Annotated in this window: 22 protein-coding genes and 1 pseudogene; 5 read left to right on the forward strand and 18 right to left on the reverse strand. The window is 60.4% G+C overall.

Going from position 1 to position 26,634, the window contains the following annotated elements; genetic code table 11:
* Positions 1-14 precede the first annotated feature (14 nt).
* The 4 genes from ROSERS_RS09330 to ROSERS_RS09345 form a co-directional block, all read right to left on the reverse strand.
* Positions 15-767, reverse strand: coding sequence for an amino acid ABC transporter ATP-binding protein (locus tag ROSERS_RS09330; protein WP_011956538.1), 753 nt, complete (start codon positions 765-767; stop codon positions 15-17).
* Between the two features lie 31 nt (positions 768-798).
* Positions 799-1,449, reverse strand: coding sequence for an amino acid ABC transporter permease (locus tag ROSERS_RS09335; protein WP_011956539.1), 651 nt, complete (start codon positions 1,447-1,449; stop codon positions 799-801).
* 6 nt (positions 1,450-1,455) lie between these two features.
* Positions 1,456-2,322 (reverse strand): transporter substrate-binding domain-containing protein, encoded by an 867-nt coding sequence (locus ROSERS_RS09340; protein ID WP_011956540.1) that lies wholly within the window; start codon positions 2,320-2,322, stop codon positions 1,456-1,458.
* Positions 2,323-2,953: 631 nt separating this feature from the next.
* A complete protein-coding gene (locus ROSERS_RS09345) occupies positions 2,954-4,297 on the reverse strand; it encodes an apiosidase-like domain-containing protein (RefSeq protein WP_011956541.1) in 1,344 nt (447 codons plus the stop codon).
* 135 nt (positions 4,298-4,432) lie between these two features.
* On the opposite strand from ROSERS_RS09345, the gene ROSERS_RS26780 reads away from it, so the two are divergent.
* On the forward strand, positions 4,433-4,708 hold the full coding sequence (locus tag ROSERS_RS26780) for a helix-turn-helix domain-containing protein (RefSeq protein ID WP_041333390.1): 276 nt from the start codon (positions 4,433-4,435) through the stop codon (positions 4,706-4,708).
* 112 nt (positions 4,709-4,820) lie between these two features.
* On the forward strand, positions 4,821-5,597 hold the full coding sequence (locus tag ROSERS_RS09355) for a transposase (RefSeq protein ID WP_232282803.1): 777 nt from the start codon (positions 4,821-4,823) through the stop codon (positions 5,595-5,597).
* Between the two features lie 231 nt (positions 5,598-5,828).
* On the opposite strand, the gene ROSERS_RS09360 is transcribed toward ROSERS_RS09355, so the two are convergent.
* Positions 5,829-6,368, reverse strand: a complete 540-nt coding sequence (locus ROSERS_RS09360; RefSeq protein ID WP_011956543.1) for an RNA 2'-phosphotransferase — start codon at positions 6,366-6,368, stop codon at positions 5,829-5,831.
* Positions 6,369-6,624: 256 nt separating this feature from the next.
* Here ROSERS_RS09360 and ROSERS_RS09365 point away from each other — a divergent pair, with 256 nt between their 5' ends.
* Together ROSERS_RS09365 and ROSERS_RS27360 are read left to right on the forward strand one after the other, a co-directional pair.
* A complete protein-coding gene (locus ROSERS_RS09365) occupies positions 6,625-7,374 on the forward strand; it encodes an SDR family NAD(P)-dependent oxidoreductase (RefSeq protein WP_011956544.1) in 750 nt (249 codons plus the stop codon).
* A gap of 267 nt (positions 7,375-7,641) precedes the next feature.
* A pseudogene (locus ROSERS_RS27360) lies at positions 7,642-8,467 on the forward strand (IS5 family transposase).
* Between the two features lie 61 nt (positions 8,468-8,528).
* Here the strand turns inward: ROSERS_RS27360 and ROSERS_RS09375 are convergent.
* Both ROSERS_RS09375 and ROSERS_RS09380 read right to left on the reverse strand, forming a co-directional pair.
* Positions 8,529-9,452: a hypothetical protein gene (locus ROSERS_RS09375; RefSeq protein WP_011956546.1), complete on the reverse strand. Its 924-nt coding sequence runs from the start codon at positions 9,450-9,452 to the stop codon at positions 8,529-8,531.
* A gap of 890 nt (positions 9,453-10,342) precedes the next feature.
* Entirely contained in the window at positions 10,343-11,818 is a 1,476-nt protein-coding gene (locus tag ROSERS_RS09380; RefSeq protein WP_041333394.1) for a phytoene desaturase family protein, read from the reverse strand.
* A 266-nt stretch (positions 11,819-12,084) separates the two neighbouring features.
* Here ROSERS_RS09380 and ROSERS_RS09385 point away from each other — a divergent pair, with 266 nt between their 5' ends.
* Complete coding sequence (locus ROSERS_RS09385; RefSeq protein ID WP_011956549.1) at positions 12,085-13,629, forward strand: hypothetical protein; 1,545 nt, start codon at positions 12,085-12,087, stop codon at positions 13,627-13,629.
* A 447-nt stretch (positions 13,630-14,076) separates the two neighbouring features.
* Here ROSERS_RS09385 and ROSERS_RS09390 read toward each other — a convergent pair whose 3' ends face one another.
* The 11 genes from ROSERS_RS09390 to ROSERS_RS09440 form a co-directional block, all read right to left on the reverse strand.
* Positions 14,077-14,940, reverse strand: a complete 864-nt coding sequence (locus ROSERS_RS09390) for an alpha/beta fold hydrolase (RefSeq protein WP_011956550.1) — start codon at positions 14,938-14,940, stop codon at positions 14,077-14,079.
* Positions 14,941-15,206: 266 nt separating this feature from the next.
* Positions 15,207-15,848 (reverse strand): ABC transporter permease, encoded by a 642-nt coding sequence (locus ROSERS_RS09395; protein ID WP_011956551.1) that lies wholly within the window; start codon positions 15,846-15,848, stop codon positions 15,207-15,209.
* Positions 15,832-16,812, reverse strand: coding sequence for an ABC transporter ATP-binding protein (locus ROSERS_RS09400; RefSeq protein ID WP_011956552.1), 981 nt, complete (start codon positions 16,810-16,812; stop codon positions 15,832-15,834). The genes ROSERS_RS09395 and ROSERS_RS09400 overlap by 17 nt, the downstream gene beginning before the upstream one ends.
* A gap of 4 nt (positions 16,813-16,816) precedes the next feature.
* On the reverse strand, positions 16,817-17,767 hold the full coding sequence (locus ROSERS_RS09405) for a glycine betaine ABC transporter substrate-binding protein (RefSeq protein ID WP_083763282.1): 951 nt from the start codon (positions 17,765-17,767) through the stop codon (positions 16,817-16,819).
* Positions 17,768-17,797: 30 nt separating this feature from the next.
* Entirely contained in the window at positions 17,798-18,451 is a 654-nt protein-coding gene (locus tag ROSERS_RS09410; RefSeq protein WP_011956554.1) for an ABC transporter permease, read from the reverse strand.
* Positions 18,452-18,458: 7 nt separating this feature from the next.
* Positions 18,459-19,340 carry a tetratricopeptide repeat protein gene (locus ROSERS_RS09415; RefSeq protein WP_011956555.1) on the reverse strand — a complete coding sequence of 294 codons (882 nt, stop codon included), beginning with the start codon at positions 19,338-19,340 and terminating at the stop codon, positions 18,459-18,461.
* A gap of 37 nt (positions 19,341-19,377) precedes the next feature.
* Positions 19,378-21,093, reverse strand: coding sequence for a signal peptide peptidase SppA (sppA, locus tag ROSERS_RS09420; protein ID WP_011956556.1), 1,716 nt, complete (start codon positions 21,091-21,093; stop codon positions 19,378-19,380).
* Positions 21,087-22,202 (reverse strand): 5-(carboxyamino)imidazole ribonucleotide synthase, encoded by a 1,116-nt coding sequence (locus ROSERS_RS09425; RefSeq protein WP_041333397.1) that lies wholly within the window; start codon positions 22,200-22,202, stop codon positions 21,087-21,089. The genes sppA and ROSERS_RS09425 overlap by 7 nt, the downstream gene beginning before the upstream one ends.
* Positions 22,203-22,210: 8 nt before the next feature.
* Positions 22,211-22,708: a 5-(carboxyamino)imidazole ribonucleotide mutase gene (gene purE, locus ROSERS_RS09430; RefSeq protein WP_011956558.1), complete on the reverse strand. Its 498-nt coding sequence runs from the start codon at positions 22,706-22,708 to the stop codon at positions 22,211-22,213.
* A gap of 21 nt (positions 22,709-22,729) precedes the next feature.
* Entirely contained in the window at positions 22,730-23,467 is a 738-nt protein-coding gene (locus ROSERS_RS09435; RefSeq protein ID WP_011956559.1) for a gamma-glutamyl-gamma-aminobutyrate hydrolase family protein, read from the reverse strand.
* A gap of 554 nt (positions 23,468-24,021) precedes the next feature.
* The gene (locus ROSERS_RS09440) at positions 24,022-26,613 is read right to left on the reverse strand and encodes an FHA domain-containing protein (RefSeq protein ID WP_011956560.1); all 2,592 of its coding nucleotides are present in this window, start codon (positions 26,611-26,613) and stop codon (positions 24,022-24,024) included.
* Positions 26,614-26,634: the final 21 nt, after the last annotated feature.

A 26,634-nucleotide genomic window follows, 5' to 3' on the forward strand; every position in this document is an offset into this window, starting at 1 on the left:
TGAGCGTCGGACGCTTATGGTGCATGCCGCATGTATTCGATGGTGCGCAAAAATGCGCGGGTGCGTTCATGAACCGCTTGTTCAAACATGCGCTGCGGCGGTCCTTCTTCCACCACCACGCCCCCTTCCATAAACACGACCCGATCGGCAACCTGGCGGGCAAATCCCATTTCGTGCGACACGACGATCATCGTCATGCCTTCGCTGGCAAGTTTCTGCATCACCGCCAGCACCTCGCCGGTCAACTCCGGGTCGAGCGCGGACGTTGGCTCATCGAAGAGCATAATGTGCGGATCCATGCCGAGTGCGCGCGCAATTGCAACCCGCTGTTTCTGACCGCCTGACAGTTGTGCCGGATAATAGTGAGCGCGATCCGCCAGTCCCACCCGCTCGAGTTCGAACATCGCCAGGTCGCGCGCTTCATTCTTGCGCATCTTGCGCACCTTCGTCAGCCCGATCATCACATTGCCGAGTGCGGTCAGGTGGGTGAACAGGTTGAACTCCTGGAACACCATCCCGATCCGCTGGCGCACCCGATCCTGGTTGACGCCAGGAGCGGTAATGTCCTGATCCTCGAGCCAGATGCGCCCTTTCGTTGGTGGACTGAGCAGGTTGATACAGCGCAGCAACGTGCTCTTGCCCGAACCGCTGGGTCCGACCAGGACGACGACTTCCTGGGGCTGCACAGTGAGCGAGACCCCCTTGAGCACCTGGAGGTTGCCGTAAGACTTATGCACATCTTCGATGCGGAGAATGGGGGCTGTCATGGGTCCTCTGGTGTGTACTTTCGTCGTCCATTCACATCTGTAGCCGATACCGGCGTTCGAGCCATCGCAGCGCCTGGGTGGTGATCATCGTCAACGCCAGGTAGAGCAGCAACGCAACGCCAAAGGCGAGGAATGGCTCGAAGGTGCGTGCGCTGACCTGTTGTGCGCGGCGCAGAATTTCCGGCACACCCACGGCGAACACCAGCGTCGAGTCTTTGAGCACCAGCGTTGCCTCATTTCCCCAGGCTGGCAGCGCCAGCCGCAGCGCCTGCGGCAGGACAACGCTCTGGATCGCCTGGAGTCGGCTCATGCCAATTGCGCGTGCGGCAATCATCTGTCCGGGTTGCACCGCTTGAAGGGCGCCACGAAAAATTTCCGTTTGATACGCCCCGGACGCAAACCCCAACGCCAGCGCACCTGCCCAGAATGGCGACAGATTGACGTAACGGGAGATGACAAAGAACAGAATGAAAATAATAACGATGACCGGAACAGCGCGGATGACCACGCTATAGACGGTGACGGCGACCTGGAGAGAGGGGTGACCGTAGACGCGCGCGATTGCCAGAACGATGCCGATCACGACGCCTGTTGTCAGTGCAACCGCTGTAACGCTGATGGTCACCCACAATCCCTGAACGATGAAATTGAAGGTCGTCAGCAGATCCTGAACGAATTCCATAGCCTGTCACGGCAAGCCGTGCTTATCTTGCAACTGCTTGACCGTACCGTCGTCGATCAACTGCTGGATGATCCGATCAAGTTCCGCCTTGAGATCGCTGGCGCCTTCGGGGATGGCGATGCTCTTCCCGCCTTCGGCAGTCTCTTCGGTGATGAGCAGGACTTTCAAGCCGTTCTGTTTCGCCAGTTCCAGCGCAGGCTCGGCATCCATCAACACCAGTTGAAGGCGTCCGCTGGCGAGGTCGAGCGCCGCCTGATCAGCGCGCTCATAACTGAACACCTTATCAGCCGGAGTCAACCCCGTAGCGACCAGATTCTTCTGAATCCAACCCTCCTGCACTGTACCGGTCTGCGCGCCAATCGTCAGACCGGCGGCGTCCTCCGGCTTGTTCAGGGTAATTGTCGTGTTACCGGCGCCGATGAACGCATCCTTCGTCATGCGGTACGGAATAGTGAAATCGACCTTTTCTTCACGTTCGGCAGTCGCCTGCATTGCGGCGATGACGGCATCGATCTTCCCTTCCTGGAGCGACGCAATCAGCGAATCGAACGGCATATCGCGGATCTCGACCTCAACGCCGAGTTTCTCGCCGACGGCGCGAATGAGGTCCATGTCGAAACCGACGAAGTTGCCATTTTCGTCGATCGACTCGTAGGGCGGGTAATCTGCTGAGGTGCCGACGATGAGTTTGCCAGCTGCCCGGATCTGCGCCAGTTTTCCATCGGTCTGAGCGGCGGGTTGGGTTGGCTGTGCTGTGGGTTGGGTCGGTTGTGCAGCGGGTTGGGTCGGTTGTGCGGCGGGTGCTCCACCGCATGCGCTCATAACCAGTGAAGCGGCAATGAACGCAAGCATGATCAGCGTCTGCTTCTGCATACCACTCCTCCTGACGTGTTGTGTCTGCGTGTTGCACAGGATGACGGACACAACAGGGCATTTGATAGTGCGAAAAGTATAGCACAGGTATACACTCTGCTGCGCCGCTGGTGACATGGCTTTTTGCAGGAGCCTCAAGAATGATCGCAGTTCTCACAGGGGTTGACCCTGTCAGACGAGGTTGAACACTTCTCGGACGACCGCAATGAACATCGCGCGCCCCACGCGGCGACCGGAAATGATGGTCTTTGAATAAATAATCCGCTCCAGCCCGCGCAGGCGGGCTTCGCCTTGCCTGGCCGAGGGCTTATGGTCCTTGAATAAATAATCCGATATAGCCCGCGCAGGCGGGCTTCGCTTTGCATAGCCGGGGGCTTTAGCCCGACGGCACGCGGCGCATACCGGATTAAATTCTCAACCTCCATCAGCCCCACGGCAAGGAGCGAATACCGGTTTATATTCTTAATTTTCATAATTTCGGTCTACACTTCGCCGGAAACGGGTGTCTCGTGCGACATGGCGGTCAACGTATCTGAGAAATGCTGCAATTCTCAATCTCCATTGGCCCCACGGCGGGGATGTTCAGTATAGCGGACGAGTCGCAGGGCTACCGGGCAACTACCGTTTCTCTTTACAGTTGGGTCATTGATTCTGCATCCAGGATCAAGACCCAGTCCGGTCCGGCGATGGGCGAGGTGAAGGTTACGATGTTCCGTTCATACCCACCGATAGGGTGGGTTCCGCCGCTGCGGGAATCGAACCAGGATGCCCTGATGTGCCCGCGCAATGGGCGCAGGTCTACCGTCAGGGTCTGCTCCGCCAGCGGGAAGTACACCAGCCCATACGCGCCCTCGCTGTCGCGTGTGGCGACGGGGTGTGCGGCGCGAAAGGGATTGACACGGTTATCTTTCTCCACGTGCGTCGATAGCGGCGCCACATCCGGCAGCAGGTCAGGCGCGGGGATGCGGGTGAAGTATGGGCGTGAGAGCATCAGATTCTTGAGATGGATCAACTGGCGCGCGCCAGGAGCGAATATCGCCTCGTCCCACGTCGGCGCAGGGTGGTTGACCGGCTCATGTTTGGGGGCATACATCTGCCAGACGGAATGGCTGCCATACGTGAAACCGCACGCGCCGGCAAACACCGAACGATACGCCTGCTTGCGCACATCGTAATCGGTAAAGCGACCATACTCTGGCTTCCAGAGACGGGTATATGGGTCGACTGGATGGTGCTCGTAGTTTGGCTCGCCGTCCAACGCCGGTTTGACCGGCGTTCGCGCATAATCGGCGCGGATCATCTCCCAGTTCGGCGCATCCATCAGATGGTGACCGGACTGGAGCATATTCATATCGAGCCAGTCGGCGGTATGGAGCGTGGTCGAGGAACTCATGCCCCCCATCGGATGATAGGTGAAGAAGGGCTTGAAGCCCAACCCTTCAGTGATGCCCTGCGCCATTGCCGTCCATATCGCTTCATACCCTTCGGCAGGGCGATCTCCCCCCAGAATCCAGACGATGTTGGGGTCGTTTCGGTAGCGCTCACCAAGGAATCGACCGTAGATGCGCGCATTGTCGGTGTTGAAAATGACCGGTCCGATCCCCCACAACCGGGCATGAACCTTATCGCCCCATGTGGGCAGGAGTCCGATGTAGAGTCCCTTTTCGGCAGCCATGCGGATGATGGCGTCCACGTGCCGGAAATAAAACTCGTTGGGGCGAGTCGGATCATCGCCAGCCAGAGGGATGTGCCCGTTGGCATTGGGTGTGTGCAGACCATCGAGTTCAGCCAGCGCCACTGCCTGAATGAGGTTGAACCCCTGCTGGCGCCGCACGTCCAGATAGTGTTCCGCTTCCGGCAGACTCAGGCGATGGAAGAGTTCCCATGCAGTATCGCCGAGCCAGAAGAATGGCTCGCCATGCTCAGTCATAAGGAAACGTCGGTTGGCGCTGACGCGAATGCGGGGTAAAGGCATGATTGGGTTCCTCCATGTAATGGAGATTGAGAATATAATCCGCTATACCGAACGAGCCGTGGGGCTAATGGACTTTGAAAAAATATTCCGTTATACTGATATCCATCCGTGTCAAGCCTTGCTCAGGAGGTTGCGATGCCGGCACGCCGGACCCTTCACGTGTCCGTCGAGGAGCGGGAGACCCTCGAAGACCTGCGCGATCACGCCCCCAAGCCCTATGTGCGTGAACGGGCGGCAGCGTTCCTGCTCATCGCGTCCGGCGTGCCGCCCGCTGTCACGGCGCGCGAACGCTTGCTGCGTCCGCGCCATCCGGAAACCGTCTCTCTCTGGCTGAATCGCTGGGAAGCCGAGGGCATCGATAGCCTCCCCATCCGGGACGGACGCGGGCGCACGCCCGCTTGTTCCCCCTGACCGCCATGACCCTGAGACGGCGGCTCCTGAGGTGGAGCATCTGGTCCGCCGTGACCCGCGGCCGTGCGGGCTGACCCAGACGCGCGGGACCCTGGACGCCATCCGCAGCCCGTTGGGGTGGGGACGCGACGCCGCGCTGCGCGGGATCGCCCGCATCCTGGATCGGTTGGGCATCACCTGGCAGCGCGCCCGCAGTCATGGGCCTAGCCCTGATCCTCACGATCAGGCCAAACTGCAGGAGATTGCGGACGTGGTGGAGGATGCCCGCGCGCACCCCAACCAGGTGGTGACCGTGGATCGGGATGACGTCACGGTCACCCGGCGCCCGACCCTGGCCAACGGGTATGGACAGGCAGGCGCCGATCAGGTGCGGGCGGAACGGAGTCTGGCGACCGATGGTGACCTGCGCATCGTGGGCAGTTTGGACGTCGTGACGGGCCAAGTGGTCACCCGGCGGGCGAAGACGATGGGCCTGGCGACGCTGGCGCCGTTCTTCCCGGACCGGCGCGCTGCCTATCCTGAGGCTGAGCGCATCGATGTCATTCTGGATAATTGGCCGGTCCATGGTCATCCGGATGTCCTGGTGGCGCTTGAGCCGCAAACGACCCGCTGGGCGTTTTCCCGTCCTGGCAATGGGCCGGCCACCCCCAGTGGACGGGCCGTGCGCCGGGCTGGAGATGTCCGCCGGCCCATCCAACTGATGCCGTTGCCGACGTATGCGTCGTGGTGCAACCCGATCGAGAAGCTGTGGCGGTGGATGCGTCAGGAGGTCACCCGCGTGCATCGCTGGGCGACGGATCTCGATCAGTTGCGCAGCCATCTGGATGCCTTCTTCGCGTCATTTGCAACCGGCTCGCCAAAGCTTGTACCGTATGTCGGTCTCGGATAGCGGATTATTTATTCAAAGACCATAAGCCCTCGGCTATGCAAGGCAAAGCCCGCCTGCGCGGGCTAGAGCGGAATAATTACTCAAAGACCATAAGCCCTCGGCTGTCCAGGGCGAAGCCCGCCTGCGCGGGCTATACCGGATTATTCAAAGACCATTACAGATCGCCTCACGTATCGTCGTGTCTCGCTCTCCCGGTGCTGACCGACGGTTCTGTTGTCGGAAGCCAGAGCATTACGGAAACTCGATAAACTCAACCGGCACACGTTCTGTCAGCCAGACTCCATTGGCAGACAGATAGAACCGATGCCCGGCTGCCGCCATCCTGGCAGCATGAACGACGAGCACCACCGGTTTGCCGTGTCGCTGACCAACCTGTCGTGCCGTGGCTATGTCTGCTGAGAGATGGACATGCTGACGTCTGCCAGCGCGCAGTCCTTCGGCTCTGATCGACTCGAGAAACCGGGAAGCAGTACCGTGGTAGAGCAGGTGTGGAGGCGGGGACGGAGAAAGTTGCAGATCCACCTTCAGCGAGTGACCCTGATTCGCCCGGATTCTGCGCCCATCATCGCTCAACGTAAAGCGTCGCTTGTCGTTTTCGGCGACGACCCGTTCGAGCAGCGAGAGGGTTAGCGGAAAGCCGTGCTGGTTGGCGAGGCGGATCAGATCATCAACATCTGCCCATCCATTCGCGTCCAGCGTTAATCCGATGCGCTCCGGCTTGTGGCGCAGAATAAGACTGAGGAATTTACTCGTTCTGACAAGATCAGGCATGATCGATACTCTTGATGCGTGTCAGCCGTTTGATTCTACCATAGAACTCCGGGGCGCTGAGGACCGTCGCCTGGGGATGAGCGTGTTGTGTTGCCCGACGCATGCTGCACTTCCACACCGGTGGAGGCGGTTCGTGAACTGCCTCCATCTGCCGATTGTACCGGAGAGCGAATGATCGCGCACACATCGGACGTGGTACTATAGCATCGATAACCGTACAACTCCTGTCTCCACCAGACCCCATAGAGTGACAGCGATGGATTTCACCGATCAGGTTGCAATTGTTGTTGGCGGATCGGGAGCGATTGGCGCAGCGGTAGCGGCGATGCTCGCCGAACGTGGCGCGCTGGTCGTTGCCGGATACTGCCGGAATGCTGCTGCGGCAGCGAATGTCGTTGCCAGATGCCGCGGGATGCGTGGCAGCGTTGTGGCGCGCCAGGTCGATGCCCGCGATCCGCAGTCGGTTGATGCACTGGTCGATACCGTCGCCGGGGAGCACGGGCGTCTGGATATTGTCGTGTTCTGCGCTGGCGCAATGCGCCTGATGCCGGTCGAAACGCTCGGCATCGCGCAGTGGAACGAGACGCTGATGCTGCATCTCGACGGCGCATACCATGTGTGCCGTGCGGCGTTGCGTCGCATGATGCGGCGGCGCTACGGGCGGATCGTCAATGTTGCGGCGCTCCACGGGTTGGCAGGCGGTCCGCACCAGGCGGATTTTTCTGCGGCAACCGGCGGAATGCTGGGGTTGACGCGCACGCTGGCGCGGGAAGCGGCGCCCTGGAACATCACCGTCAACGCGGTCGCGCCTGGTCTGATCGAGACGCCGCAACTGGCGACAATCCCGGAGGAGATGCGCGCCTGGGGGGAGCGGGTCATTGCGTTGCGCCGCGTCGGGAAGCCAGAGGAAGTGGCGGCGGCGATCGTCTTCCTGGCATCGCCGCTTGCGTCGTACATTACCGGGCAGACACTTGTGGTCGATGGTGGATGGCGGATGGCGCCGTAAATTAAAAATTAAGAGGATGTAGTGGCGCTCCAGCTCGACGAGCGACGGGGTGCGGCGGTAAACGGAGTAAGCCGTGCGGTCGATAGACGCCATGCGGGGCGGCCTTTCAGCTGTTGGATGCGAGGATGGGGAATGTCTGTGACGAGAGTACAGCAGACATGAACAGGCTAAACACGCGCTCTTCGTGTCTGCTAAGAGGGCGATCAGAAAACCGGATTTGTGGTATCATGATGGCGACCATGCCGTTCTGATGAGGAGCAATCTCGTATGCCACGACGTGCACGTCGATCCTATCCAACCAAGGATGCGACCGATCTGACCGATGCGCAATGGGCCGCCATCGCGCCACTCGTCATCACCCCGTCGCCCAACGGCGGGCGTCCGACCGACATTGATCGCCGCGCGATCGTCAACGCGCTGCGCTCCAAAAATCGCACGGGCTGTCAATGGCGCATGCGTCCAAAAGATGTTCCGCCAATGAGTTCGGTTCGCTCCTCTTTCGACAAATGGAATCGTGATGGAACATTCATCAAAATCAATAATACCTTGCGCAAACTGGCGCGACAAGCGTTGAATCGCGACCCGGAGCCGTCCATCAGCGTCCTGGACTCCCAATCCGTCAAAACGACCGAAGCAGGCGGAGAACGCGGCGACGATGGGGGAAAAAAAGGTCAATGGGCGCAAACGGCAATGCTGGGTTGATACAAATGGGTTCTTGCTGCGCGTGCTCGTCCATCCGGCAGACATTTCTGATACCGAAGGCGCGGAGTGGCTTTTGGCCGCGCATCATCAATCGTTTCCTCGGATGCAAGAAATTCGGGTGGATGAAGGCTACAAACAAGGGTTAAATGAATGGATGCAACAGAACACGACGATACGCCTGAATGTCATCGAAAAACCGCCTGGACAAAAGGGATGTGCGGTCATCCCGAAGCGATGGGTGGTAGAACGCTCGATTGCGTGGGCGGGACGCAATCGGTTGTTGCGGCGAATAATTATTCGCCGCAACAACCGCAACCCAGAATCAAGCGAAGCCTTTCTTTATCTCGGTTCTATTGCAATGCTCCTGAATAGGCTTTATCCGAGGTTTTAGTTTTTGATCACGCTCTTACTGTTCGAGCCCCTCGTAAAGTTATGGCACTGTGTGTAGACATTCACTTTTCATCCTTCAGTGGCGTAGGTGTAGGCTGAGGAAGTTGGGGACTCAGTCGCGAAAGTCCTTCAACCGTCTCAATAGCTGCTAATAAGTTTGGGACTTGTACCACACGAACCTCTACTGCTCGATCCTTATACGTATCGAGAATGTCGCTTATCGGATCAACAAGCATGATGGCTTGCTGATCACTCAGCAGTGAAGCATCAGTTGCAGGTAAAGTACCTCGTAGCCAGGAGACTTTGAAGGAGGTGTTTTGCGCATGAATTCCCTTCTTCTCCAAAACAGGTGCGGGAAGTAGTTGCCACAATTGCTCCTCGAACTGATCTACAGAGGCATCGAAATCAACGATGCGCCGATCATCTGGCTCTGTCGGGTCGCTCACATACAATACGCTGTGGCGTTCTCCATCGACAAACAGATGAAGCGTCATTTCATCGATATCGAGATTGTACTTGCGCTTCAACTGCAGTACATCGCTTAAGGGGGTGTACTCCTGAAGGGAGATTGACACCTCGATAGTGCCAGAGGGATTGCTTGAAACGACGTTTGCAAGCGCCTGCTCTCTCATAGCGATATACTCGCGGATCTGCTCGTGGGATTGAAATGTTATATTGTTGTAGAGCTTCAAGTAAAACGGTTCAAGTCCAACTGCCTCAATCTGTAAGTCCCCAATACGAGTGACGTGTTCTACCCGTCGCTCATTCACAACGCCAGGTGAGCCCTGACGCGTCACAAGAGCATCTACAAGCCGCACAAAGTCTTGGGCGCGCTTGTCACCCTGGGCAGCCATCAACATGAGGCGATTATAAAATGGCTCGGCTTCAGTTGTAGCAGAGGTTGCAGTTGCAGTAATGCCTGCTACTATCGTGGCAACAATAAGCAGTACGATCCCCAAAGCGTAATGTGCTCGCTGAGCGGACACAACAGGCCTCCTTTCCTCCCTCAGGGAACAGAGGGCGTCATCCGTCGCCACCCTGCTCTCTGCGAGCGTCACTGACACCCGGAGTCTATAACGATGGCAGAGCACTGTCTATCAGGGAACAACCCTGAATTGAGGCGAGTCTTTGCAGCACGCAGCGCGCACAAACCGGTCGGCGCGGTGCGCGCTTTCTCTCTCCGTTGAAGCGAGACATGGACACCACTTGGATGATAACCGCCTTTGTCGTGATTGACGCGCTGATGGAACGGCCGGGTCATCGCAGTGATGTGCGAGCGAGGGTTTCCGACTCCGAGATTGTGACGATAGCGGTCATCGTCGCCAATTCGGATAGGCTCTATGGCAGTTCTCACAAAGATTGCTATAGCATCGAATCAACCTTTACGAGAAACGCTCTGCAAAATAAAAAAACCTGCACAGCAGATGCTGCACAGGTTAGAGAGCAAAGCAATACCCCAGGGTATCTGAAAAGGCTCTGGTTCTCAACTCCTGGATCTACCGCCCGGCTACCGCGACAGCGCTTTGCAGACGGCCAGCTCCTCTGTCGGGGTCGCAACGCACCTCGCCTCTCATTCCCCCTGCGATGGTGCGAGCTTTACCGCTGGAATCCTGTGCCAGCTCACACAGCATCCGGTGTTTCATCAAACATCCGGCGCTTGCCTGTCGATCTCCATGGCGCTGATACTATGCCATTTCCCTCGACTTACGGTCGCCCCCGTCATCCCGACACCTGTGGGAAGCGCCGCTTGCTGTACAGGATCATCGATCCGTTTGTCAACGTCCAGTTATCCTTTTCGTTCCCTGGGGTGTTGGTTGCATGATAGCATTCATGCGCCATAAGTCAAGAGGTTCTTAAATCGTTTCTTAACGATATGTCAGGCGGAATCCGCCATGACACGCTCGGCGACGGCGCGCCCGGAAAGTAGTACCAGTGGAATGCCGCCGCCGGGATGGGTCCCGCCGCCGACGAAGTAGACGCCGCGCACGTCACGGGCGCGCAGCGGCGGACGCATGAATGCTGTCCACGGATTGTTCGATGCCAGTCCATAGATCGATCCCCCCGGCGCGTTGTAGCGTTGATTGATCGTTTCTGGCGTCCAGATCTGCTCGATGACGATATGCTGGCTCAGGTTCTCCAGTCCCATGCGCTCGAGTTTGTGCAGGATCAGATTGCGATACCCCTGCGCTTCGCGTGCCCAGTTGACCCGCGGATTGAGCACCGGGGCGTTGACCAGAACGAACAGGTTCATATGACCGGGAGGCGCCAGGCGCGGATCGGTTACTGATGCTGCGCAAACGTAGATTGTTGGATCGGGTGCGGGAACCTGCATATCGACGATGGCGGCAAATTCGGCGCGATAGTCGGAAGAGAAAAAGATATTGTGGTGCGCCAGGTCGGGGTAGATGCGATTGATCCCCAGCAATAGCACGAATCCGCTGTACGATAGTTCCAGCTGTGCAAGGCGTGCGGCGGTTTTTTCATGTCCGGGCAACAACGTTGCATATGCGTAGCGTGGGTCGGCATTGACAATCACCCGGGAGGCAGCAAGTCGCTCACCGCCAGCCAGGATGACGCCGGTTGCGGCATTGTTGCTGACCTCGATGTGTTCGACAGGTGTGCAGGCGCGGATTTCGACCCCCAGTTCACGCGCCAGTTGTTCGAGTGCGCGTGCGATCTGATACATTCCGCCAGAAACATGCCACGCACCCTGAGCAAACTCGACATAAGGAATGAGGTTGAACGTTGCCGGTGCGCGAAATGGCGATGATCCATTATACGATGCATAGCGATTGAATACCTGGCGCAGATACCGGCTGCGGAAAAAACTGCTGACTGCCTGATCGACCGTGCGGAAGGGGTCGATCTGCAACGTTCCGGTGAAGAGTTCAGGCGTGAGCAGACTTCGGATCCCGTCGAAGGGTCGGAGCAAAAATGGTCCTTCCGCCGCCCGATAAATCCGTTCAGCGTAGGCAAGAAAGCGGAGAAACCCCGAAACATCCGCCGGTTCGATCCGTTCGATTTCCTCGATGAGGCGTGGCAGATTCTGGTGAGCGTCGAACCGTGCACCGTCGGGCCAGCGGTACCGGCAGATGGGTTCGAGTTGCGTAATGGTCAGCGCTTCCTCCATGCGTCGCCCTGCGGCAGTAAAGACCGACCGTAACACCCAGGGCATTGTCAGCAGCGAGGGACCGGTATCGAACAGAAATCCATCCGCCTCGACCAGGTTCAGTTTGCCGCCGACCCGTTCGTTTTTTTCGAGCAGAACCACGCGCCGACCGCGCGCTGCCAGGTGAATGGCGGCGGATAGTCCGCCAAGCCCGCCGCCAATGATGATGATCGGGAGGTCCATATCTATCGGTATATCCTTTTCTAGAATGGTCATGATATGAGTAGTGTATCATAGGTGGGGCGCGACGTAGGGGCGCAGCAGCGCTGCGCTCATACAGGGGGCGGCGGCGCGGGGCGATGAAGAGGCGCAGCAGCGCTGCGCTCATACAGGGGGCGGCGGCGCGGGGCGATGAAGAGGCGCAGCAGCGCTGCGCTCATACAGGGGGCGGCGGGAGCGGAACGATACCCGATGCAAGCGCTTAGCGGTCTTGGGGGAAATGAACGACAATGAACCATGCCAGCTCTTCCCCATCGAATAAGGTTGGCCATTCCTGGTATGTTCGCATTCGCGCAATAATCGGTTCGCGCACGGTTATTCTGGCGTTGCTGGCGGGTCAATTCGCGCTGGTGCAACTGCTCACGGGACCGCAGTATGGCGATGCGCCGCGGAATATGCATTGGGGAGTCCTGACCGTTGAGAATCCGGCATTTCTCCTGGGTGCGCCGGATACCTACGAACGGATCAAGGGTTTTCCGCCCGATCCGCCCTCGCTGGCGCCGCTGGCGCTCTATCGGTTCCCGCAGGGAGGGTTGCATCGCTGGTGGGGTCCGGTTCCGCCACTGGTTTTTGCTCTTGCCTGGGCGATGACGCGCTCGTACACGGCGTTGCATCTGGTTGTTCCGCTTGCAGGCGCCGGAGTGGTGATCCTCACCTACTGGCTGGCAGGTCTCTGGTTGACACGACGAGAGGCGTTGATTGCAGCAGCGTTTCTTGCCTGTTTCCCTCTCTTTCGAGATTATGCGACGGTTGCCTATACCGAGGCGCTCTCCGCACTGGCGCTGACAGCAGCCGTGCTGGCGCATGTTCGCGGGCGCACGGTGGCAACCGTGATCCTCGGCTCTCTGGCGATCCTGATGAAACTGGACCTGCTGCTGATCTATTCTGGCATCATTGGCATCTCTGCTCTCTGGTTGATGATTGCACGACGGTTGCACCGTGAGGAGTTCGCTGTGCCGTTCTCTGGAACGCATGCAGTGGCTGCGCTGATCACTCCGGCGATGATAACGTCGCCATGGGTCTGGTACCACTATCTTGGTCAGGGTGAGCGCACGCCGACAGGCGGATTGTCGCTACAGCAGTTCAGCCTGGTGGCGCCGCAGATGCTCGAGTTGTTGTTCTATATTCCGTGGTATGGTGCACTATTGACCCTGGCGGTCATCGGTGCTGTTGCAGCCTCCGGTGCGCGCAGCGGACGATTTCCTGCCGGTATTCTGGCGGTGCTGCTGGCATGGCTCGGATTGGGAATCGTCGTGCTGCTGGTGTATGCGGCGACGCCTGGTTCTGGAAACAGTCCGCGGGTTGTCATTCCCGCGCTTCCGCCACTCGCGCTGTTGTTTGCCGCTGGCATCACGCGCCTGACGATCCCCTGGCGTCGGCGGGTTGCATTCTATCTGATCACCCTGTTTACTGTCATCAATCTGGTTGCCATCGGATACCATGCCGTCGAGGGGGCGCGCCTCCGCGAGTATGCGCCGGTCTGGCAGGTGTTGCGCGAACAACCACGCGGCTATGTGCTGACCGAGGCGTACTGGCATACCATTTTGTATGCGCGCCAACCGGCGACGTGGTTCGAGTTCGATGAGACATTTCAGCGGAACATTATGGAGAATGCCGATCATTTCGCGCGCTACCTGGATCGGCACCCGATTCGTTACGTTGTGTTGCCGGCGCATGGCGATGCGCTCGCTTCCCCGGATGTGCGCGCATACCTCGACCAGCACGCCACACGGATCGAAGCAGGCGAGTTCGTGGTGTATGTTGTTGAAGGTTGAAGGTTGAGGGTTGAAGGTTGAGGGTTGAGGGTTGAGGGTTGAGGGTTGAAGGTTGAGGGTTGAAGGTTGAGGGTTGAAGGTTGAACCCGGTTCTCAGTTTTTGGTTCCTGGTTCCTGGTTCCTGGTTCCTGGTTCTCAGTTCTCGGTTCCTGGTTCTCGGTTCCTGGTTCTCGGTTCTCAGTTTAACCCCTGACCTCTGACCCCTGACCCTCACAGGGGTAGATGTTTTGGCACACCCCTGCGTGCCATCGCCCGTTTCAGCCATCAGGACGCCTGACTCCCCCTTCTCCCCGTGTGGGAGAAGGGGGCAGGGGGGATGAGGGGCAAAAGCGTACCGGAATGCGGAAAATCACGCATCTCTCCCAAGAAATCTACCCTTGAGAGCAGGGGGGATGAGGGGCAACGGCGCACGGGAATGCAGAACATCGCGCATCTCTCCCAAAAACTCTACACGTGAGAGGACCCCTGACCCCCGTGCCTGGTCAGAAACTCCAGAACAACCGCGTTGTACGCCTGCGGTTGCATGACGTGCAGGAGATGAGAGGCGCCACGTATCTGCACCTGTTCGACGTTCGGCAGGTAGCGCGCCAGTTCCCGGCTGACGAGCAGGAACATCGGCGGACTTGCGTCGCCGGTGAGCAGGAGCGTCGGCGTCTGGATCGTCGCTGCTTCGCTGCGGGTGATGTCCTCCGCTCCCATCGCGTCGATCTCTGTCGGCTCGGCGCCGATCAGGCGGGCATTGTCCATGATACGCTGGCGGGCTGATGGCGGCAGTTGATCGAACACGCCGTTCCCCATCATGCCGTCGATAAAGAGCCGCGCGCCATGTTCCAGGTCGCCCTGCTGCACGGCGCGTTTCGCCGGAAGGATCGCTGCTGCGCGCTGCGCCAGGAGGTCGATCCCGCCGGGCAGCGCGGCGAGCCACGAGTGCAACGGCGGTTCTGTGATGGTAAGTGTACGCGCCAGGTCAGGACGATCCACTGCCAGACGTAGAACAATATCCGCGCCGAACGAAAAGCCGATCAGGTGGACACGTCCCAACTGGAGCGCAGTGATCAGCGCAGCCAGATCACGCGCATGGGTGCGGGTTGAAGCACTATCGGCGTGATCACCGGCAGGCGGGTTTGGGTAGTGGCATCGTCGACTGTAGGCAATGACGCGGAAGTGGGCGGCGAACGGCTCGATCTGCCGCTCCCATGTGCGCAGATCGGTCGGTCCGCTGCCGTGAACGAGAACCACCGGCGCACCATGCCCCTGATCGATGTATGTCAGCGTGGTGTTGTTCAGCCAGATGTGCTGGTAGTTGTCCATAGCGGGTATCTGACAGGATCGCTAACAGGATCACTCGCCGGTATGCTCTCTGCTTCCGGCGCTGCGTTGACAGGCGCTCCGTGCGGACGGATCAACGCCACTGCCATCGGCGCAATGGCCATGTCGAAGATAAAGAATATCGACCGAACCCTGTGCGTTTCCAGGTCTTCGTGATCAAAACAGCCCGCCAGACTGCCACACGCTCTGGTTCTGGCTCTCAGTTCTCAGTTCCTGGTTCCTGGTTCCTGGTTCCTGGTTCTCGGTTCTCAGTTCTTAGTCCCCGTCACCCCCTGCGTCGCCTGGAAGACACGCTGCTCGATCAGCCACAGGATGCCGTTGGCGCTGATCGCCAGTGCACTGACCGCCACCGCGCCAGCGATGATCTTCTCAGGATTGCTGCTGCGCACCCCATCGAACAACAGTAATCCTAACCCACCGGCGTTGATGAATGCCGCAATTGTGCCAATGGCAATGATCGACAGCATCGCAACGCGCACTCCCGCCAGAATGATCGGCAGCGCCAGCGGTAGTTCAACCCGCCACAGGCGCTGCGCTGCCGTCATCCCCATGCCGCGCGCCGCTTCGACAATCGCCGGATCGATCCCGGTCAGACCAACGACGACATTGCGCACCAGAACAAGTTGCGCATACGCGACCAGAGCGATGACCGCCGGACGCAATCCCAGACCGGTGAACGGGATGAGGAGCACGAAGAGCGACAGACTGGGGATGGTGTAGATCACCCCCAGAATCCCCAGCACCAGGTTACGCAGGCGCGTCACGCGCGCGCAGACGATCCCCAGGGGCAGCGCAATCACAAGCGCGATTGCCAGGCTCAAGCCGGACATCACCAGATGCTGCCCGATCAGGCTCAGAACATAGGGAAAGTTGTCAATCAGGTAGCGCATGGGTTTTGCGCGTCAGCGCGGCAGCGATCGTGTCGGGCGAAATCCGCCCTAACTGCCGACCATTGTCAACCACCGGCAGCGGTTGCCCGCCGGATCGCAGCATGCGGATAAGCGCCTCGCGCAGATTATCGCCAGGATTCAATGTCTCCTGGCTCCCGTGAGCGGTGTGATCGCCATTCATACCGTCGCTGGCAAGCGCATCGGCGACAGTGAGCAAACTGAGACGCCGCAGCACATCGTCGGCGCCGAGCAGGTCACGCACAAAGTCGTCCGCCGGTTCCGCCAGCACTGCCAGCGGCGTATCGAACTGTACAATGCGCCCGGCGCGCATGATCAGCAGTCGATCCGCCAGGCGCAGCGCTTCATCGACATCGTGCGTCACGAACAGGATCGTTTTGTGGAGACGCTGCTGAATGCGCAACAACTCTTCCTGGAGCCGGGCGCGGGTAATCGCATCGAGCGCGCCAAAAGGTTCGTCCATGAGCATCAGCGAAGGGTCTGCGGCAAGTGCGCGCGCCAGACCGACACGCTGCTGTTCGCCCCCGGATAACTGCCGCGGGTAGCGACGGCGGTAGGAACGCGGCAGTTCCACCAGGTCGAGCAATTCGTCGATCCGCGCCTCGATCCGCGCGCGATCCCAGCGGAGCAGTTGTGGAACGACGGCGATGTTCTGTTCGATGCGCAGATGGGGGAACAGCCCCGTCTGCTGGATGACATACCCGATGCGACGGCGCAACGCAGTTGCCGGCATCGAACGCACATCGACTCCGTCGATCAACAGGCGTCCGGATGTCGGCTCGTAGAGGCGGTTGATCATTTTGAGCAGCGTCGTCTTGCCGCAACCGGACGGTCCCAGCAAAACAACGAACTCACCCTGTTTGATCTCGAACGAGACCTGATCGACTGCCGGACGAGTCTCGCCAGGAAACGTTTTCGTCAGTCGATCGGCAATAATGAATGCCATGGATCTACTTGATAAACCCTTGCTGTTGCAGGAAGGTGCGCGCCACGTCGGCGATCTCCTTCTTCTCCGGACCATCGACCTGCCAGTTCAACCCCGACATGACGTCGTTGGTCAGGAGTGGCGCCAGTTTGTTGAGCGTCTCAGCGATGGCGGGATTTGCGGCGAGCGTATCCTGCCGGATGACCGGCGCAATCTGGTAGATCGGGTAATAGTTCTTATCGTCCTCCAGCAACGCCAGTCCCAGTCCATTGATCTGTCCATCGGTGCCGAAGGCGACGACCACATCGATATCGCCTTTCGTGAGCGCCTCGTAGCGCAGCGCGCCGGTATCGAGTTGTACAAAGTTATCGCCGATGAACTTGGGATCGAACCCATACGCTGCCATCAACCCTTTGGTATCTTCACGCTCCGGGAACTCCGGCGGTCCGCCGAGTTTCAGTTCACCCGACCGCGCCACCAGGTCGGAGTAGGTGCGGATGCCCAGTTCTTCGGCGCGCTGGCGGGTCATCGCCAGGGCATTCGTATTGTTGAACGGCGATGGTTCGAGCCAGGTCAGTTTGAACTGTTCCTCATACCCCTTGCGCACTGCTTCCAGAATGCCCTTCGCATCGGCGATCGGCGCCTGCTTCAACACTTCGAGCAAACCGGTCGACGTATACTCCGGGTACAGATCGATCTCGCCGTTGACCAGCGCCGTGTGCGCCACCGGTGTTGCACCGAGGTTAAACTTGCGTTCGACGCGGATGCCAGCGTCTTCCAGCGCCAGCGCGTACATCTCGGCGACCAGAATAGCTTCGGTGAAGTTTTTCGATCCAATGCGGACCGGTGCGGCTTCTGCGGGGGCGGGCTGCGGTGCAGCGGTTGGTTGCGTCGTTTGCGCCGGAGCGCTACAGGCTGCGAGGAGAACACCGACCAGCGTGGTGAACGCCAACAACATTCGGATTGATCGCACCATGAACCTCCTTTTGACTATAAACACATATGCCTACGTTGCGGCGCCCAGATTGGATGCCAGGCGGCGCTGCGTCCAGCCGAGCATCAATTCGGCTGCCAGCGCCAGCAGGGCGACCGGTATGGCGCCGACGAGCATAATCCGGGTATCGAACAGCGCATAGCCGCGGGTGATGAAAATGCCCAGCCCGCCCCCGCCGATAAATGCGGCAAGGGTCGCGCTTGCAATCACTTCAACCGCTGCTGTGCGCACGCCGCCAACAATCGAGGGCAGTGCGAGCGGGAGTTCCACGCGCCAGAGGATCTGCGCGGCAGTCATTCCCATGCCGCGCGCCGCGTCGCGCACGCCACCGTCGACTGCGCGAATGCCAGCATAGGTAGCGATGAGGATCGGCGGAATTGCCAGCAATGTCAACGCCACCAGCGCTGGCAATGCGCCGATGCCGAGGTACGGTTGCATCAGGAAGAGGATGGCAAGACTCGGTACCAGACGCAGCGCACCAAACGCATTGATTGCCCACTGACCGATGCGCACCTGATGTGCCGCCCAGATGCCGATCGGCAGCCCGGCGACCGTGCTGATCGCCAGCGCTACCGAACTGATCCAGAGGTGTTGGGTTGTGGCAGCCCAGAAACGCGATTGATTGGCGAGAAAGTACTGGTAGGCTTCAAACAGTAGTGAGATCATTCATCCATTAGAACATTGCATTCGCCAGATCGCGTCGCCCCTGGACGGTGAGCGGGTGCTGATCGCCGAGTGCAGTGAACAGTGCGAGTAGCATCTTGCGCGCGCCGTCATCACGGAATGCGCGATTGCGCATAACAATTGCCAGCAGGGTCTGGATCGCATCGGCGTAGCGTTGCCCGCGCAGTTGATGCGCCGCCAGCAACCAGCGCGCCTCGAGATCCGCTGGATTCTGCTCAATGCGCTCCAACAGCGTTGACGGATTGGTCTCTTCCGCTTCGGCGATCAGATCGGCGAGCGCCAGCCATGCCTGCGCCTGTTTCGCCTGTGGCGCGTCGGACGGAACCTTCTTCAACATTTCGGCGCCTGCCGGGTCGCCCGCCATGAGCATCAGGCGCCCCAACCCAAACAGGCTGGCGCTATGATTGGGATCGAACGAGAGTGCGCTTTCATACCGCGCTTTGGCGCCGAGCGGATCACGCTCCTCAATCGCTGCCGCCTCCGCCGCCAGACGGTCGGCAGGCGAAGCGGGCGGCGGCGGCATGATGCGCTTCAGCCACGCGCGCACCTGCGATTCGGGCAGCGCGCCGGTAAATTCGTCCACCACCCGGCCATCGCGAAACGCTTTGACCGCCGGGATGCCCTGGACCTGGAACATCTGCGCCAGGCGCGGATTCTCGTCCACATTCAGTTTTGCCAGAATCCAGGCGCCTTTCGCCTCGGCAGCCAGCCGTTCCAGAATGGGACCCAGCACGCGGCAGGGACCGCACCAGGGCGCCCAGAAATCAACGACAACCGGAACCGTGCGTGAGCGTTCGAGCACCTCGGCGCGGAAGGTGCGTTCGTTGACATCGATGACAGAACCGCTCGCGCTTTTGTTGACGAGAGACACAGTCGTATCCTCCATGACCCTGGAAAGGTCTGCAATGTTACGCGATCTCCCTCAATTGTACCACACTCTCATCCTCGCTGAACGGCAACATTGCCCAGACGCGCGGTTGTCGCAGTTCCGTGATCAGCCCTTCCATCATATCTTTGGGGAAGGATTGGGGTGGCAGGCGCCCGCGCCCACTGCCGATCAGGATCAGCGGCGCCGTCCGGTCGCGCGGCAATCCGGCGAGTTCCTGCGCTTTCAGCAATGCTTCCGGAACCCCGCCGGACGCATCGATCAATCCGTATTCGTATGCTTCGCGTCCGCTCCAGACCCGCCCGCCCGCCAGCGGTTCGAGCGCCGGTTCTGGAATGTTGCGTCCGGTGCTGACCCGTTGTTTGAACAGGGCGTAACTGTCGTCGATCAGGGCGCGCACGGCGGATCGTTCCGCTTCAGCTGGCGCGTCGCTGACGAAGAAGGCGCTGTTCGCACCGCGCCCGATGGCAACCGTGTTTACCCCTGCCCGTTTCAGCAGCCCTTCTATCACCGGGCGAATGATCAGCACGCCAATGCTGCCGGTGACAGCGCCGGGTTGCGCCAGGATCGTGCGTGCGCCGGACGCGACGTAATAGCCTCCCGAAGCGGCAACATCGCCCATGACCGCCACAACCGGCTTGCGGCGGTCGAGACGACGCACTTCGCGCCAGATCAGGTCGGAGTCGAAGGCGCTGCCACCCGGTGAGTTGATGTACAGCAGGACTGCGGCAAGGCGTGGATTGCGCTCTGCCTGACGCAACGCCTGGATGATGCTCTCGCTGCCCGCAATCAGCTCGCCGATCAACGGGATGGGCAGCGGGTTCTGACGGCTCGGACCGGCGGCGATGGTTCCTTCAATCGTGATAACGCCGACCAGTCGGCGGTGGGGGCGCAACATCGGCAGGCGGAGCGCGCGCCGTGCCTGCGCCCATTCGACGATCTGCGGCTCCGATCCGGCGCCGCCGTCTTTCCCTGCCTGGGACGCCAGGAATGCCGGGAGTTCATCTTCATACAGCACTGCGTCGATGAGTCCGGCTTCCTGTGCTCGTTGGGCGCTCCACGGCGCTGTATCGATCAGCGCGCGCACCTCATCGGGAGTCTTGCGTCGTGCGGTGGCAATCGTTTCGACGATTGCAGCGTAGCGCAGGTCGAGCAGACGTTCGATCTGCTCGCGGTTTTCCGGCGACATATCAGGGCGCGCCAGCGGATCGCCAGCTGTTTTGTACGGCGATACCGCCGTCACCTCGACGCTCAGATCCACTTTCGCCAGCGCGTCTTTGAGGAAGCGCACCCCCGTGTACAGACCGGTAACGTTGAGCAGCGCTGCTGGGGGGGCAACGATCAGATCAGCGGCACAGGCGGCGACATACGTTTTCGTATCAGGATTCGTCAGACGCGCCACAACCCGTTTGCCGCGTTCGCGAAAGCGCCGGATCTCCTGATGCAGGCTCTCAATCGTCGCCCATCCACAGGTCAGCGTGTTGATGTCGAGCACGATTCCGCGTACCTGCGGGTCGGAGGCGAGCCATTCGAGACGATGGCGCAGATTACTCATGCTCAACGGCATCGAGGCGCCCAGGAATCGCCGCGCCCACCAGGGTGGCGGCAGCGCGAATTCCGGGAGCGCCCCACCGATTGACAGGCGTACATACGCCACGCGGCGCCGTAATAATCGACGCCAGAGATTACGGGTGCGCCGCGTCAGGTTGATGAACCAGATGAAGAAGACGCTCAACATGCCAGAACATACCGTTCCACAACCGCCAATCGATCTGCCAGTTGTGTCACATCCCCGGCGCAGATGGTCACATGCCCCAGTTTGCGACCCGGTCGCGGCGCTTTGTCGTAGAGATGCACGTGCGTGTCCGGCAGCGCCAGCAGCATGGTTATATCGGGCAGACTGTCGATCAGATTGACCATCGCCGCATACCCTCGCGCTGAGGTGGCGCCAGTTGGCAGACCGACGATTGCCCGCACATGGTTCTCGAACTGACTTGTGACTGCTCCCTCAATCGTCCAGTGACCGGAGTTGTGCACGCGCGGCGCCATTTCGTTTGCCAGCAGGCGAGCGCCTGTTGCGCGCGCGTTCGTTTCGTCGATTTCAAACAGTTCAATCGCCAGCACGCCGATATAATCGAGGGCTTCGAGAACACGGCGCGCATACGTCTCTGCCAGCATCTGCGTTTCGGCTGCAAGTCCGGGCGCTGGCGCGATCGAGCGGTGCAGGATGCCGTTCCGGTGAACATTTTCGACCAGCGGATAGCACGCGATGCCGCCGTCCTGTCCGCGTACCGCCAGCACCGATAGTTCGCGGTCGAACGCGATGAACTTTTCGAGGATCAACGGTTGCCCGCCGAGTGCGTGCCAGGCGGGATCAACGTCGGTGTGGGTATGGAGAATCACCTGACCTTTTCCGTCATACCCCAGGCGTCGCGTCTTCAGAACGGCAGGGAGTCCGATATGCACAACGGCTGCCTCAAGCGACTCGCGATCATCCACCGGCGCGAAAGGCGTGGTTGGAATGTTCAGGCTTGCGAAGAAGCGTTTTTCCTGGAGACGATCCTGCGCTGCCTCAAGCGCCTGCGGCGGCGGAAACACCGGTATGCGCCGCTCAAGTGCGCGTGCCGTTGTTACCGGCACATTCTCGAACTCATACGTCGCCACCGTTAACCCATGGCTGAACTGATCCAGCGCCAGATGGTCATCATAGGGGGCGACAACCTGTTCCGCCAGGTAGCGAACCGGCGCATCGGCGGAAGGATCGAAGAAGCGGAAGCGCAGACCGAGCGGATAGCCAGCAAGTGCCAGCATACGCCCCAACTGCCCGCCGCCCAGAATGCCAATCATAGTATTGTTCATTGGTGCTGCTCACGTGGATCAGGGTATTGAAGCACGCGACGGGTCTGCTGCTCGCGGAACTGTCGCAGCGCATCGCGGATATGCGGGTATCGGTTGCCAAGGATTGCCGTAGCGAGGAGCGCAGCATTGATCGCCCCCGCCCGTCCGATCGCCAGTGTCCCGACCGGCACGCCTGCCGGCATCTGAACAATCGAAAGGAGCGAGTCCAGCCCGTGAAGGGCATGCGACTCGACCGGCACGCCGAGCACAGGCAGAACCGTTTTGGCGGCGGTCATGCCGGGGAGGTGCGCTGCGCCGCCAGCGCCCGCAATAATGACCTCGATGCCGCGTTCTTCGGCGCCTGCAGCATACTCGAAGAGCAGATCGGGCGTGCGGTGCGCCGAGACGATGCGCGTCTCGAAAGGGACGTGCAACTCTTCCAGCGTTTGCGCTGCATGACGCATCGTTTCCCAATCCGATTGTGATCCCATAATGATGCCGACCAGCGGTTGCATCTCTGTTGTTCCTCCGCACTGCTACGCTGCAACGTGAGCGATGAAGCCGGTGAACAGTCGCGCCCAGCGCGTTTCGGCGGATCGCCACAATTCTTCGGGATGGCACTGGACGCCAACGATGAATGTGTCGCCTGTGCCCTCGACGGCTTCGATGATCCCATCGGGCGCGCATCCGACCACGCGCAAACCTGGCGCGACATCACGCAACGCCTGGTGGTGCAGCGTATTGACCGCAATCGTGGTTGTTCCCAATTGTTCCGCCAGCCACGAAGCGCTGTCAAGTTCCAGCGTATGCGCCAGGTACGCCCGGTCGCCGCTCTTCGACGACGCGCGATGGTCGAGTGTTCCCGGCAGTTCATCGCTGATATCCTGGTAGAGTGTACCGCCGAGCGCGACATTGATCAACTGGATGCCGCGACAGATCGCAAGCACCGGTTTGTGATCAGCGACAGCCCGCCGCGCCAGCGTAAGTTCAACTTCGTCGCGCAGTTCCTCCACCGGACCAAGGAGCGGATGTGGCGGATGTCCGTAGTGTTTTGGGGCGATGTCGCCGCCGCCGCAAAACAGCAAACCGTCGCAGTGTCGGTAATGCGTGTCGAGCACTGCCTGATCATCGGTCAGGTGGATCAGGAGCGGAATGCCGCCGCCGGCTTCAATTGCCTCCAGGTACGTTCGTCCGATGCCGCTGATCGGCGCGGCACCCTTCCGCTCGAACAGGGCGCCGACAACGCCGATGGTTGGGCGTTTCTGTTGAGTCATGGCTGCTCGCTTTCGTCGATTGTTTGGGCAGCGGCGCGTGTTGAATGTGACTTCTCCGCCTGCATCTGGCGAGCGGAACAGGTTTGCGCCGCCCGCCGCCCATCCATCCCCGGCAAAGAAGTATACCGCGTTTTCCCGATCCGGGATGTTCCTGCTACAGGTGAAGGGAAGTGTTCACATTTCTCCTGGGAGCGAGGGCATCTTGCCCTTGTAGACGCGATGAAGGCGGGAGGTCCTCGCTCCCAGATGCGTGTGTTACCCCAGGTATGAACAGTTTATAGCAGTTCTCACAAAGGTTGACCCTCATGGACAGGGTTGAACACTCCTGGAAATGGCGCACCCCACGCGATGACCGAAATGAATTTCGGTCTACACTTCGCCGGAAGTGGGCGCCTCGCGCTACACGGCAGACCCGAACAGGGATCAACGTATCTGAGAACTGCTGCAGGATGAGCGGAGGCGCCGTCTTCACCCGCCCTTCTGACAGACAAAATATGAGGCGGACAGCGCATCTGTCCGCCTGTGAACCGTTGTGTCACGTGCTGCGAATGGCGCTAACGCCGCGACATGACGATACTGCTCGCGTACTTGTGGTTGTACGCCAGGACGGTGAGATTGCCGCTCATACGGTTCTGGTTCTCGAACTGAACATCGAACGTGATTGGGAAAAGTAATTCTTCGAGCGGCACCTGAGGCGCCTGGTTTGGATCGGAGGGTGGCGGCTGCACCTGCGGCGGGTGCAGTTCGGGCATCTGTTCCTGCAGAACAATCTGGTAACGCTTATCGCCCTGCGCCGTGCATGTGCCCCCGGCAGTCTGGCTTCGCCGACCGCCCTCCGTCCATTGTGCATACACTTTCTCATTCTCAACGCGCAGACTCAGCACCCCCTGTCTGGTCCCGCCGGTCGGAACGTTGGGATTGGTCGATGAAACGAGGTTCATCGTCATGTCCCAATTGCCGGTCATCGCCGGGCAACTGTCGGTGAAGGTCGAAGGCTGATCACTGGGAGGCGACTGACCCGATCCCGCCCGACGGGTCAATTCAGCGTCGGCAATCAGGTACATATCACCCTCAGAAACCTTGAGATCGCCGGTCATCCGGTCGTCGCCGCTGAATTGAAGCGTGAACACCATGGCTGCATTCGCGTCTGTTTGTGACAGGTCAATCACGTAGCGTCCATTCTGCACACTGCATGTACCGCGGGCAAAATCGCTCCGTTCCCCGCCTGGGTCGACGAGTTGAACCAGCGCTTCCGTGCCGTTGATCTGAAACGCGAAAATTGCCTCTTCTACATCGCCGATCTCATCCTGGGAATCTGGATCGTTGGTAGAGCGCAGCGTCAGGCGGGCATTCCACTCGCCGTTCATTTTCGCCAGGCAGAGACCGGTGTCAGCCGGTGGTTGATGCGGCGGCTGGGTTACTCCCGGCGGCGACGCAGGCGTGCCGGTGCACGTGCCTGGGTCGAACGAGTCCATATACACGCCATCTTCGGGTGCGAAGCGCTCAAACGTGATGGTTTGCCCCGCTTGAAGGTTGATGACCTGCGGCGGTTTCACCCACCATCCCCGGCACGGCACATAGAGCGGGTCGTTGTTGATCTCGCTCATAAAGATGTAGTGGACTACCCGGTAGGTTCCGGCAGGCAGCCAGACTTTCAGCGGGTCGAACGGTCGGTCGCTACCATAACGCTGTCCAATCGCAAGGAGATTATCGGGCGGCAGCAGATAGGCGAGTCCTGGGTCGGCCAATGTCGCGCTCTGGATGCAGACGTTGAGGTACAGCGAGCGCGGCTGTTGTCTACACATCGGATAGGGACTGTCGCCCCGAACTCCAGGATGTTCGAGGACGAACCAGCCGCCATTTTTGCGCTGCCAGGCGCCCGGATCGCTGCCGGTGTAACTGTACACGCCGTAGGGCGAGAAGTGGGTCACTTCCGCGCTCACGGTACGCGCAGCAGCGTCAACTGTGCCCGCAATCGTGACCCATTCGCCGCTCTGGGCGTCGCGCGTGACCAGCCCCATCACCCGCGCCGGGTCGGTTCCGGCGGGGATCGGGAGCGTGATGCGCACCGGCACGGCGAAGGTCACCCCTTCCGGCTCGAACTGATAGAGCGATCCGCTGAGCGCCATCTCATCGGGTAGACTGACCGGTTGATCCGGTGCGGGGGCGACCGAGAAGGTGAGCGTGCCAGGCGTGCCGTCGGGGTTGGGCGGCACGGCGCCGTGCGGCACTTCGATCATCGGTCCGTTGGGCATCGAGATCGCGGCGGCCTGACCGCTGCCGACGGTTGCGCTGCCGGTATGCACCGGCGGAGGAGCGATGCCCGACGGATTGCCGCCGATGCCCGGCAGATCGCTGACCCCCGGAATGTCGCGCAGGCGATCGCGGAAGACGAAGGCGCCTGCCACGCCTGCCACACAGACCAGCGCTAGCAGGATGATGATCACCAGCAGGCAGGACCGTCCGCTGCTTTTCGTCCGGGGCGGCGGCGGCGCATACATGGAGGGGTGACCGGCGGGCGGACCGTACCCTGGATACCCCTGCGCCGGGGTCTGCTGGGGATATGATGGCGCTGCGCTCTGGGGCGGATAGGGCGGCGCCGGAGGACGCATCTGCGGCTGCGCCTGCGGTTGTGGCGGGTAGGCGGGGGGCTGCGCCTGCGGCGGGTAGGCAGGCGGCGCCTGCGGCGGCGAGTAGGCGGGCTGCTGCGCCTGCGGCGGGTAGGCGGCAGGCGCTGGCGGCGGCGAGTAGGCAGGGGGGGGCGTCTGCGGCGGGTAGGCAGGCGCCGTCGGCGGTTGTGACGGGTAGGCGGGCGGCTGCGCCTGCGGCGCACTCAGCAGGGTGGCGTCTTGCTGGTGTCCCGCCTCGAAGCGAAAGACTTCATCACCGATATCGATCAGGTCGCCGGGCTGCAGAACGGCGCGTTGCACCCGCTGCCCGTTGACGAGCGTGCCGTTGGCGCTGCCCAGGTCGTAGATGACGAAAGCCGCGCCTTCACGTCGAATATGGGCGTGGTGGCGCGAGGCGCGCGGACTGGCGATCACCACGGCATTATCTGCTGCACGCCCGATGGTGAGCGGCTGGTCTCCCAGAGCGAAAGTGCGTCCGATCAGGGGGCCGCGAACGCTGGCAAGGTGTGGAGGCATGGCAGACGCTCCTGGTTGGTC

Source organism: Roseiflexus sp. RS-1 (assembly GCF_000016665.1).
Lineage (GTDB): Bacteria > Chloroflexota > Chloroflexia > Chloroflexales > Roseiflexaceae > Roseiflexus.